Genomic DNA, 11,811 nt, shown 5'->3' with positions numbered 1-11,811 from the left:
GTGTTGGCGTGATGGACACGGCATTGCGATCCAGCCACGCGCTCGCTGCGGGCCCCCTCGCTGGCGGGCAAGACCAGATCGAGCGTGGGGTGGGAATCCAACAGCGTCGTCTGAATCGAAACCAGTAACTCAAAGCAGGCGTGGGTCGGGTCGGCGGCGAACCCGTTCCATTGAACCGGCCGGACGACCAATCGAAACCCGAACTGACGGTCGTCGGATTGGGGAAAAGACAGGTGCAGCTCGTCGCCGCGGACGAATTGTTCATCCAAACGCGGCAACGTTTGATCACCCGGGGCGACCAACTGGATGGACTGGTCCCCGACGTGGAGTGCGACGCCGTCGCGACCTCCACGGGCTTCGATTCGCCAAACCGAATCTTCGATCTGCCAAGCCGCGATGCCGATTCGATTTGGGGCCGTCAACCACATTCCATTCAGCTCGCGTATTCGGCGCCGAAGAATTCTTTGCTGTCGTCGACGTTCGGCTTGATCGTGCGAGCACCTTCCTGCCAGTTGGCCGGGCACACTTCGCCGTTTTCTTCAAAGTACTGCAGTGCCTTGACCATTCGCAGGGCTTCATCGACGCTTCGCCCCAGCGGCAAGTCATTGACCACTTGGTGCCGCACCACGCCTTCTTTGTCGATCAGGAACAGACCACGCAAGGCTACGCCGCCGTCGAGCAAGACGTCGTAGTCACGTGAAATCTGCTTGCTCAAATCCGAAACCAAGGGGTATTCGGTTTTGCCGATCCCGCCGGCGTTTCGCGGCGTGTTGGTCCACGCCAAGTGGCTGAAGTGGCTGTCCACCGAGACACCCAGGATTTGCACGCCCAACTCGGCGAAATCCGAGGCACGATCGGAAAACGCGATGATCTCGGTCGGGCACACGAAGGTGAAATCCAGCGGCCAGAAGAACAGCAGGACGTACTTGCCCTTGTAATCGCTCAAGGAGATTTCTTTGAACTGGCCGTCGGGCAGAACGGCTTGTGCTTTGAAGTCAGGGGCCTGTTGGGTAACCAATACGCTCATAGGACCGGTCAAAACTCGCAGTCGAGGAAAGTTCGAGGTGAACGGCGACTGCAGATGAGTCGCCATAGCCGGGCGGAACGTGACCGCTCCGCCGCTTCCCCACACTATCCAGCAGGTGCAAGTTTCGGACAAGCGGGCACAGAAAAAACACCCGCCCTGATCCGTCGGTCCCGAATCGCTTCGCCCTGATCACTCCGTCGGCGGTCGACGCGGTCGTTCCCCACCGGGCGTGTCCCCGCCGCGGTCCGCACCGGGTCGATCTCCGCCGGGCCGACCACCGCCGCCACGACGCATGTTGGCCATCCGCGCTTGCATCGCCTTTTCGATCTCTTCACGCGACAATTTGCCGTCTTCGTTGGTGTCGGCACGGTCCAGCATCTGGGCCATCCGTTCGGGCAATTCGTCGGCAGCCAGCAGACCGTCGCCGTCCTTGTCCTGGGTCATCAATCGATCCAACATGGCTTTGGGATCGCCAAATCCGCCCGGACCACGTCCTCCTGGACCACGGTCTCCCGGACCACGCCCTTCTGCGGCATCTCCCGGTCCGGGCCCTCGTCCGGCCTCACCGTCGCGGGGTCCGCGCCCGCCGGGACCTCCCGGTCCGCCGGGTCCGCGGTCGCCAAATCCACGTCCACCGGGACCGCCGCGTGACGGAACCATTTCAGCCAAATCAATTTTGCCGTCTTTGTTTTTGTCCAGTGTTTTGAGCGCTGCACTGGCGTTGGCGATTTCTTCCTTCGAAATCACGCCGTCTTTGTCAGCGTCCAGCGCAGCGATCACCGGCAGCCGCAGCAGCATCTCCGGTCCCGGGCCGCCCGGTCCTCCGGGGCCGCCGAATCCGCCGCGGGGGCCTGCCTGGTCTCCCCGCTCTCCCCGTTCTCCCTGTTCGCCGCGGCGGCCGCGCGGGCCCCCACGTTCGCCACCCCCGTCTCCCTCGCGGGCCTCGGGACGACCGCGTCGCCGGCCCTCCTCGGACTCCTGTGCCATGGAATGGGAAGCGGAAATCGCGACGGCGAGCCCTGCGACACCGCAAAGGGTCAACCGCAGGGCGGTCTTGGTTCGAATCTTCATTGGATGGTATCCCGGCGTGATGAGCAAACGTCTAGCGGCCAACAACCTCGATTGCCGCTGTTTCGCAAGACTCGAAGATACTTGACCAACACGTCCATCAAAGTGACGACGATGGCGGTAGAATCGAGATTGCGAAGGCCGACAAAGGTGTCGGCCCCGTGATTGAACGCTGTGCGATCGCTATGGTTTCGCAGCACCAGCCCAATTTAGCAGTGTCGGTGGCCGAACGCTGGGCCTGCCGAACGCTGGGCCTGCCGATTTCCTTCGCCGAACCACTCAACACTTCCGGGCGAATTCGATGAGTGAACCAGACCATGATCCGCCGCCAGAATTGTTCGACAATGATGGCAGCTATATTTGTGACAGTTGCGGCGAAGAAATCGTGATCCCTTTGGACCCGGCCGCCGGCCACTCCCAAACCTTCGTGGAAGATTGCCCGGTTTGCTGCAACCCGAGCGTGATTCATGTCGATTGGGACGGCTCCGAAGCACGCGTTTGGGCGGAATCCGAACAAGACCGCTTCTGAACGGCGTCTGTCCTTTTCCCATTTCTGTTTGCCCTGCACCCTTTGCCCCAAGACCGTTAAGTTAACATCAATGAGGACGCCCGGACGCTGGCGCGAACCGGCTGATCTCATACGAGGATCAGCCGTTTGGCGCGAGCCTACGGGCCCTAACCCACAGAACCGACGCTTAGCCTAGCGGTATTGCCGTTTGCACTGCGCCCCGCGAGAACACCCTCCATGCGACTTCCACCCTGGGCCATCGAAGCAATCCGTAACGGCGTTGCCGACGTGGCCCGTAAAGCGAGTGACACCGAAACGATCGTGCGAGTCAAGGCACAGGCCGCCGAACTGCTTCGTGACCTTCCCGAAAATGCCTCGCGCGGCCTCGACGCGCTCGTCAAAACCGCCAGCGAGACCGCGCGCGGCGCGATCGACCAGGGCCGCGAATCGGTGCTCCGCTGGACCGAGCGTCAGACCGATCTGGCGGTTCGCTGCCTCAATGCCAGCGGGGTGTTACTTACCCGCCGGGGCTCGGGGATTTCGGTTTCGGATCATGTCTTACAACTCGGTTGCGATGTCCTCCGCGGAGACTGCGTCGACAACGACCTGAAACAACAACTGGACCGGTCGCTGACGCGTTTGCTCGATGTCGACGGACACGCCGTCGCCGTGGCCACCAGCCTCGATGCGGCGGTCGCGTCGCTGAGCGTGTTGGCGAAAGAGCGAAAACTGGTCATGCACCGCAGCCAAGCAATCCGATTGCCCTCCGGCACACCGCTGCCCGATGCGTTCCCCGGCCTGACGCTGACCGAATGTGGCGGAGTCCAAACGTTGGAACCGAGTGACTTTGACGGCATCGACCACGCCTGCGTGATCCTGGCCGACGATGGCATTCACCCCGTCACGGCGATTCCATTGAATGGCCGCGATGTGATCAGCATCGCCGTCCTTCCCGTCGCCACGATTCACCAAGGCCATGAATCGATCCCCAGCGCCGAATCGCTGCTGCGGTCCGGAATCGATCTGGTCGTGCTGCCCGGCGGCCCGCTGACCGGAGGCACGACGGCGGGCATCCTGGCGGGAAAAAAAACATTGATCGAATCCATCCAACAGGACAGTCGTTGGAACACGCACGCCGCGTCCGCGGGAATCGTTGCGATGACGGTCGCCGCCATGACCGCTCCCGATCCCAGCCCGTTGTCGGTCCTGATCGAGACCGGCGAAGACAACTTGCGCAGTCGCGCCGAACGGATGGCGACCCGGCTGACGGCCGAAGAATCGATCACCAGTTGTCAGATCACCGATCGATCGGCCCGGCTTGTCGCGGGCGCCCGCTGGGAATTTCCCTCACGTCAACTCAACCTCCGCCACCAGTCGCTTTCGCCCGAACGCTGGGCGGAACAACTGATCAAACAAAACCCCGCCGTGCTGACCGCGATCGACGGCGAGAACCTGGTGATCGACTTTCGCTGGCTGCCCGCCGGCGAAGACGCCACCCTGGCCGACGCATTGGGTTCCAGTGAAACATCCGAGACGGCAGCCGTCCCCAACGAAGGTCACTAACCGATAACGCGTTGATTGCATCGACCGACAGCGTGCGAATTAGCGATCTTCACTCCGTGGCCGCCCCGTCCAGAATTTGCCGATCTCCCAAGCGTAATCACTGGGGATGAAGCGTTCGAATCCGGCGCCCGGATAGTTCGTCAGCTCGCCGATGTACAGCTGCTGGCCGATCACGTAGAAGTCGACACGTAGGAACTCGAACGGCTCGGCCAGGATCTCGGCCAACTCGATCATGCGTGGCAAGCACGCCGGACACAGATCAGGCTCGTGGTTCTGCAGCGTCCAACGCGCCGGCAGCGGGTTCCATTGTGGGTCGTACACGTTGCGAGTGTGCTGATCGAAGCGGCCGCGGTCCACCTGCAGGAAACGCACCTTGCCGCCGATGACATAGGCCTTGTGGTCGGGCGGCAGCCCGCCGCAGTCGTCGCTCAACATCGTCTCTGCCATCAACCGACGTGGCACACCACGATAGCACCATTCCCGATTGACTTGGCTGTAGCAGCGTCTCAGCCAACGACGCATTTGGTCCCGCACCTCGTCCTCGTTAAGCTCGTCCTCAGCCCGTACGATCAGCACCAGGCCACTGGCAGCGGTGGGCTTGAGCACCAACGGGCGCGGCAGGGTCGACAGCGGCACGTCTTCGGGACGGTCCCACACGCCCAACAGCGGCACCAGCACATCAGCACCGACGCGTTCGGCAATATAATGGCGCGACTCAATCTTGTCGGCGGGAATGCTCAGCATCGGATCCCGACAGCGCAGCATGTATTCGTGGATGTGCTCGTTGAAGCTGCGGGGGTGCCGATAATCGGGCCAGGTGCCGAAGAAGACGCGATAGCCCAGACGCAGGTAGACGCTGTCGGGGAACGGCCACAGCAGGACGCGGCCGATGCCTACCGACAGCTTGTGTAGATCGTATTCCCGCCAACGGCGAATGAATGCCGTGACGGAACTTCGCAGGCCCCGCCGCCGGCGTTTGAGCGGTTCGCATGGATGATTGGACAGAGCTTCTACGCTGACGGTTGTCTTCGTTCGGCTTACATGAGAGCCCGCTCCGGCGGCCGACGCCGGAGCAGAGTGGCGGCAAGCTGAACCATCGTTGGTTTCCTTCACAGGTCGATCAACCTCTTGGACCGATCCGGTCACTTCACTGGCGAGCATCGGTCACCGTTTCGCATCTTCCAGCGACGTCTTGATTCTGCCGGGCGTCGGGATTTGCATCGCGATCCCGATCACCGCCAACACGATCGGGATCAGGTGCGCCAAGTTGTTGTCGATGAACATGAAGATGGCGTTGATGATCGCCGGGCCCTCCACCAACGCCTGACCGATCAGCGTGTACGTTGCGACGGTGCCGAGAAAAGCCTGGCCCGATGGTGGCAGCGGTGAATCGCCTTCCAGCGGTCGCGGCAACTCCTCCGCAGACGCCTTGAGCTGCGCCGCCGCTTGGTTCTTCATGATTCCGCGCAGCACGATCGCGGCCCCCGCGGCGCCGATGAAGATGCCATAACCGATGATCAGAAACAGCATCGCGTCCCCGTCAAATCGCAGCAGTTGCTGATCTTCGGGAGGATTCGAGAACACCAGATAAGCCAGAATCACCGTGATCATCACCACACCGCTGATCAGCGCCAAGGAAATCACCGTACCGATTCGCGCCGCCGCGTTGATCGTCCCTGCCGATCGTCCCTGGGGAAACAATCCCCCTGGTGTTGTCGAACTTGCCACGTAAGGATTCTGTGCTGGGTCATTCATGTCGTGTTCGTTCGCCCTGTTTTTTGTTTTCTGACGGATCGCCTGTGCGTCTGTACTATACCGATCATTTCGAATTGCCGTTGCCGCCGACGCACCGGTTTCCGATGGACAAGTACCGTCGTCTGCGACGTCACGTGGCGACCAGCGATGCCCATCGCAACGACGTGTTGCTGGTGCCACCGGCGGCCACGGATGATCAACTGCGTCTCTGTCACGACGCGGACTACATCGCTCGGGTGGTAGACGGCAGCCTGTCGACTCCGGAAATTCGGCGGATCGGATTCCCCTGGTCGCCCAAAATGGTCCAGCGGTCACGGCGCAGCACCGGTGCGACCATCGCGGCCTCCCGCAGCGCCTTGACCGACGGCATTGCCGCCAACCTGGCCGGCGGCACGCATCATGCATTTGCCGACGCCGGTGAAGGGTACTGCGTGTTTAACGACGCGGCGGTCGCGATACGAACATTGCAATCAGAATCGCTGATCAAGCGTGCCTGCGTGATCGACTTGGACGTTCACCAGGGCAACGGCACCGCATCGATCCTCGCCGCTGACGCCTCGGCGATCACGATGTCGATGCACGGGGCGAAAAATTTTCCGCTCCGCAAGGTCCCCAGCGATCTGGATGTTCCGTTGGACGACGGCACCGACGACGACTTGTACCTGGAAAAACTCTCGCAGGCCCTCGGCACCCTCGACCGTTGGCGGGCCGACGGCGAATTCGATTTGGCGATCTACCTGGCCGGAGCGGACCCCTACGTCGGTGACCGTCTGGGCCGAATGTGCCTGTCGAAATCCGGACTCGCCGAACGCGACCGCACCGTCTTGCAGTGGTGCATCGACCGCACGATCCCCGTCGCGATCGCGATGAGCGGCGGTTACGCCTCGGACATCGATGAGATCGTCGCCATCCACGCCGCAACCCTGCAAATCGCCAGCGGCCTGGCGGCAGACCGATAGTGCTAAGTGAAGCGTCATATTCTTTGGCTTGGGCCCGTAGGCTCGCGCCATTCCGCTCACGCCTGCGGTGGCGTGACCCCGAACGGGGTCAAAGCCATTAGCCGGAGGTGAGCGCAGCGACACCTCCGGAACTCCGGCGCCCCGCCCACCGCGACCCCGGAGGGTGTCGAAGCAAAGCATTTATTCCCTGCGTTTGACGAGGTGTTAGCGGCATCGCCCAACACCTTCACCAAAATTCTTTGAAACACCCGCCCGACCCGTCCGCTTGGTACTTCAGTCAAGGACAACGAATGCGGCGAGTGACTCGACGGACTGCCGCCTTCTAAATTCAAAATCTCTGTCGAATCGCGTGAAGGTCTAGAACCATGTTGAAACGAATCCTGTTCGCTGTCGCTCCGTTGGTGATGATTTTTGGCTCGGTCAGTGCCGATGACGACTTGCTGCAATCACTCGCCGCCCTGGACACGAATCTGATCGCTGCGGCGGAGGCATCGGCCGACAACGTCGCGGATGATCAAGACAACTTCGGGCAAGCCGACGTCGACGCCTTGCTGGGCGATGACGACAAAGACGAAGACACCATTGCAGCCTGCTTCCGACGCGTCGGATACGGCTACGGTTATTCGTCCAGCTATCGCAGCTACGGATACAGCTACGGTTACAACCGCGGCTACAGCTACTACCGTCCGACCTACAACTACCACTGCTACCGTCCGGTCTCGTACACGTACTACCACCCCGTGACCTACCACGTCCCGGTCTACACCAGCTACTGGGCTTGCTACTAAGACAGCAGCGTCCCCGAACAACGGTGTCGGCATGCATTGTTATCCACAGGCCCGGCGAGTGCACTGAATCACTCACCGGGCCTGTTTTTTTGACAGCACCCAAAACTCTCACGAGACAAATTTCATGAAACGTCTTTCTCTCCTTTGCCGGTGGATGTTCGCGGTGATCGCGGGCGCCCTGATCGGCAATTCCCTGGCCGTCGCACACGCCGACGAAGCCGCATTGCGACGATTGCTGCACGGCCCCGATCGTTGCGACCACGTGATCCCGATGTTGCTTCGATACGGTGTCAACAACGACTCCAGTCCGGCCGCAGCGATGAACACGTTTCATCCCTACGGTCCGATTGCGATCCCAGCGGCCGAACTGGGCGATCTGGAATTGATTTCGATCACGCGTCATGCCGACACGGCGGCCGGATGTGGCCCATCGTTCGACCTGGTCATCAAGAACTGCAGCACACGTGATGTCTGCGGTGCGCACGTCACGCTGGTCGGACTGCTCGGACGCATCCGTCCGACCAGCCCCAACGTGACGACCAAACTTGATTCGATACCAGCCGGGCAAGCGATTCAAGTCACCGCGACGTTACCGATCCAGTCGCTCGCGATGGGCAATCTGAACGGGCAAGCGATCGCCATGAACCAAGTCTTGGTCGTCCTCGACAGCTTTGATCAATTCATGGAATCCAACGAAGCGAATAACTTGCGGTTGTACGATGCCGCATCGATCCCGGTGGCGGCGACCGCGGTCATTGAACCAACCGCCACGACGGAAACGGCGACACCGGATCAAGTGACCAATGTCTCGCAACCGGTCACCGAACCCGCTTCGCCGAGTGATTCAGGCGTGGGACTTTCCTCGCCCGATCTGCGTTCAGCGATCGATCAGTTCACCGATGGAACCGCCACCGGGCAAGACGCCTCGTAGCAATCCACGAAACAGGGTCGCCTCTCGTCGCGCGAAGGATCGCAATGCGACGAGAGGTTTTTTCACAACGACAAAATCGTATCCTGCTTACTCGACAGCACCGGTGCCAGCACGGAGCATTGACGCAGGATGTATCGATAGGCGGAGAACGCGGCGAACAAGCCCAACCCCGTCGCCGCAATCGCGATCAACATCACGTGTTTGGCAGCCTCGTTGCTGACCAACAATAGCGTCGCGCCGAGCAACGGCACCATACAGGCCAACAACAAGTAACGCTCACAGCGACGAACTAACGTGGCGACGTGTTGGTCAAAGTTTGGATCTTTCAATTTCGAACGCACCATCCGAGGATACAGCACGGAGATGGCATAGATGCTCAACCCGAAAAACGGGTAGATCGCCGCGACGCCGCCGCAGATGACATGGGACAAAAAGAAGTGCCCGACTTCGCGACGCGAAAACTCGGGGTGCATGTACGACAAGATGCTCGGATACAGCACCGCCGCCAGACACCACAGCAGACCACCGATGACGGCGGCACGATGAGCAAGCTCCAGCGCCGACGAAAGGTCTTCATCGGTCGCTTCGTTCCCGGCGGAGGTCGATTCGAGCCCTTTGACCACGCGACTGGTGTAATAAATCGCCAGCAAAACCGCCAAGGGATACGCGACCGAGTTGATACACAGCACCAGCGTGATGAACGTCGTCTGCAACCCCTCCACTTCCTCGAACAACGCTTCCAACGTGTCCATATTGTTGTAGAAAAACCCGTACACGCCGGCGATCGCGTTGGGCACCAGAATCAGAGTCGCGGCGACCCACCACGGCGATTGACGACTGAGCCAACCCTGCCAGCTCTCGGGTTCTGGATCAAACAACTGCGCCGCGTCGGGGTGCAGTGCCAAGATCAATCGGGCTTCCAGTTCCGCGCCCGATCCGATCCGATCGTTGGGATCGAAGGCCAGTGTTTGACGCAGAATTTTTTCCAACAACCTCGCCAAGGCGTCTTCGCTTTGCGACGACGGGGCGCTCAGCGACGAGCGGGCGGTCAGCTGTTGCTCGACCGCATCGGTCCACGATTTCGGACGCCCTTCGGATTCGAACGGGCGTCTGCCTTGCCACAGTTCCCACAACAAGATCGCCAACGAATACAAGTCTGCTTTCGGTCCCACCTCCTCGACCGCCGAGAACGTCGTTGCGGAGATCGCGCGGAGGTGCTCGGGTGCCATGTAGCCGATCGAACCGCCGAAACTGCTGGCCGCTCCGGCGCGTCCGGCACTGCCGGAAAAACTGACGTTAAAATCGGCCAGTTTGGGAACGCCCTCGGCCGACAACAACACGTTGGCCGGTTTGACGTCGCGGTGCATCACGCCACGTCGATGGGCGCTTTCGAGCGCGCGAGACAATTGGATTCCGACCCAGGCAACGGCCATCGGCCAAGACATCGTCCGCAATGCTTCCCGCAACGCCGAGCGTTCCGGAACCGCCTGAGCCGTCTTCAACAACGATCGGTCGACGGCGTGCAAGATCATCTCGCCGGATCGATCCCAAGGCCGCGTGTGACGCACCCGTTCGACCACGTCGGCCAACGTTCCGCCGGGATGAAACTGCATGTACAACAGGTGCGACGGCGGGTCGTCGAGCATGCGTTGATCATAGACGCGCACGATGTTCAGATGATCAAACTGGGCCAACGCCTGGGGTTCGTCACCGGTGCCCTTGGAAACCTTCAACGCCACCAATCGACTCATCGACAACTGGCGGGCCAGGTACACGTTGGCGAACGCACCGCTGCCGAGCGTCTGGATGATCACAAAGTCATCGACTTGTTGCCCGATTTGAAACTCGGGCGGGCGTTTGCGATGGGCGACCGCGGCGGTCGCTTCGGGTTTTGCGCTCAACTGCCCGCCCAGCAGTTCGGCGATCATCGAGTCGTGCTGGGGAAACCGCTTGGCATAGTCGGCCGGATCGAGCACTTCGCCGGCCTCCTTGCGCAACTGGATTTCCTCCATCAACAAATCCAGCGGCACATCCGCCGCGGTCATCACGTCGGAAAAATGCGTCAAGTAATCTTCGACACGCGGCGTCACGCCCATCTGCGATCCCGTGACCGTGGCTTCGGAGACACTGGCCATGTCCAATTTGATCAATTCGACCAACAGGAATCGCCGGGTGGTCAGATCGACATCGGGAAGAAACCGCATCAACTCTTGCGGCGAACTCAACGGGGCGGCTTGCAGGTATTGCTCCAGCGCCTGCTCCAACAACTCATCCATCTGGTCCAGATCGATCGGCGACGGACCGTCGGATTCCTGGCTCGGGACGTCGGTGGTCGCGTTGGGATCCACCGACCGGTCCGAACCGGCGGCCGGCCCGGATGTGTCGTCAGTAATGGGTGTCCTGTCGGTCATGGAACGGGATAGACGAGCAGGAGAGCGTTTGCCGCGTGCAAACCGCCGGTCGGTTGATCTCCGTTATACTCGTTGGTGACGATTCACGCACCCGTTGCGGATCAGCCCAACCGTCGCGGATCAAGCCAATCTGTGCGGATCAACACTGAGCCTTGCCAACCCTTTCCATCAAGCCGATTTGAAATGTCCGATGAATCCCCTGCTGAATTGGAGCTGATCGAGCGGATCAAACAAAAAGATGCGACGGCGTTGGCGGAATACATCCGGCAGCACCACGCTCAGCTCTCCGGTTTCGTGCGATCGATCACCGGCGAACACCTGCTGGCCGTCGTCGAAGTCGATGATTTGGTCCAGGAGGTCTCTGCGGCTGCCCTTGCCGGGCTGGAAACCGCTCCGCTGGACGAGTATTCGCCGATGGACTGGCTGCAACAACTCGCCCGTCGACGCGTCGTCGATGCCCATCGCTTTCATTTTGATGCCAAGCGACGCGATGTGAATCGGCAACAATCCCTCAACGCCGCCGGCAGCGGCAGTTCGTCCGGCGATTCCGCCCCCGGGCTGGAACAACTGCTGGCCGCCAGCATGACCAGCCCCAGCGCGGCGTTCAGTCGCGACGTGCGGATGATGCGAATGCAAGCGGCCGTCGAGTCACTCGGTGAAGAACAACGACAAGCGATTCGGATGCGCTACGCCGAAGGATTGCCGACCAAGAAGATCGCCGAAAAACTCGGCAAAAGCGACGTGTCGGTTCGTGTCCTGCTCTCGCGCAGCATGCGACAGCTGGAAAAAATCCTCGACGAC

11 protein-coding genes and 1 pseudogene are annotated in these 11,811 nt (G+C 60.9%); 6 read left to right on the top strand and 6 right to left on the bottom strand.

What is annotated here, in order from left to right; all coding sequences use genetic code 11:
• The 3 genes and pseudogenes from ABX749_RS07615 to ABX749_RS07605 all read right to left on the bottom strand — a co-directional run.
• Positions 1-422, bottom strand: a pseudogene (locus ABX749_RS07615) (hypothetical protein); the annotation flags it as partial.
• An 11-nt stretch (positions 423-433) separates the two neighbouring features.
• On the bottom strand, positions 434-1,027 hold the full coding sequence (locus tag ABX749_RS07610) for a peroxiredoxin (protein WP_145219450.1): 594 nt from the start codon (positions 1,025-1,027) through the stop codon (positions 434-436).
• A 189-nt stretch (positions 1,028-1,216) separates the two neighbouring features.
• Positions 1,217-2,098: a hypothetical protein gene (locus ABX749_RS07605; RefSeq protein WP_372895444.1), complete on the bottom strand. Its 882-nt coding sequence runs from the start codon at positions 2,096-2,098 to the stop codon at positions 1,217-1,219.
• A gap of 298 nt (positions 2,099-2,396) precedes the next feature.
• Here ABX749_RS07605 and ABX749_RS07600 point away from each other — a divergent pair, with 298 nt between their 5' ends.
• Both ABX749_RS07600 and ABX749_RS07595 read left to right on the top strand, forming a co-directional pair.
• Entirely contained in the window at positions 2,397-2,624 is a 228-nt protein-coding gene (locus ABX749_RS07600) for a CPXCG motif-containing cysteine-rich protein (RefSeq protein ID WP_095739390.1), read from the top strand.
• Positions 2,625-2,840: 216 nt separating this feature from the next.
• Entirely contained in the window at positions 2,841-4,166 is a 1,326-nt protein-coding gene (locus ABX749_RS07595; RefSeq protein ID WP_372895443.1) for a hypothetical protein, read from the top strand.
• 39 nt (positions 4,167-4,205) lie between these two features.
• Here ABX749_RS07595 and ABX749_RS07590 read toward each other — a convergent pair whose 3' ends face one another.
• Complete coding sequence (locus tag ABX749_RS07590) at positions 4,206-5,279, bottom strand: ATP-grasp fold amidoligase family protein (protein ID WP_372895442.1); 1,074 nt, start codon at positions 5,277-5,279, stop codon at positions 4,206-4,208.
• 51 nt (positions 5,280-5,330) lie between these two features.
• A complete protein-coding gene (locus ABX749_RS07585; RefSeq protein ID WP_145219459.1) occupies positions 5,331-5,921 on the bottom strand; it encodes a hypothetical protein in 591 nt (196 codons plus the stop codon).
• 44 nt (positions 5,922-5,965) lie between these two features.
• Here ABX749_RS07585 and ABX749_RS07580 point away from each other — a divergent pair, with 44 nt between their 5' ends.
• From ABX749_RS07580 to ABX749_RS07570, 3 genes are all read left to right on the top strand, one after another.
• Entirely contained in the window at positions 5,966-6,880 is a 915-nt protein-coding gene (locus tag ABX749_RS07580; RefSeq protein WP_372895441.1) for a histone deacetylase, read from the top strand.
• 365 nt (positions 6,881-7,245) lie between these two features.
• A complete protein-coding gene (locus tag ABX749_RS07575; RefSeq protein WP_372895440.1) occupies positions 7,246-7,668 on the top strand; it encodes a hypothetical protein in 423 nt (140 codons plus the stop codon).
• Positions 7,669-7,792: 124 nt separating this feature from the next.
• Complete coding sequence (locus ABX749_RS07570; protein WP_372895439.1) at positions 7,793-8,599, top strand: hypothetical protein; 807 nt, start codon at positions 7,793-7,795, stop codon at positions 8,597-8,599.
• A gap of 62 nt (positions 8,600-8,661) precedes the next feature.
• Here the strand turns inward: ABX749_RS07570 and ABX749_RS07565 are convergent, their stop codons facing one another.
• Entirely contained in the window at positions 8,662-10,947 is a 2,286-nt protein-coding gene (locus ABX749_RS07565) for a serine/threonine-protein kinase (protein WP_372895438.1), read from the bottom strand.
• 246 nt (positions 10,948-11,193) lie between these two features.
• Between ABX749_RS07565 and ABX749_RS07560 the strand changes: the two genes are divergently transcribed.
• Positions 11,194-11,811: RNA polymerase sigma factor (locus tag ABX749_RS07560; RefSeq protein WP_372895437.1), on the top strand; the 618-nt coding region annotated here is incomplete at its 3' end.

Source organism: Stieleria sp. (genome assembly GCF_041595215.1).
GTDB classification, from domain to species: Bacteria; Planctomycetota; Planctomycetia; order Pirellulales; family Pirellulaceae; genus Stieleria; species Stieleria magnilauensis.
The sequence above is the reverse complement of the archived record's forward strand: the minus strand, read 5'-3'. Positions and strand labels throughout refer to the sequence as shown.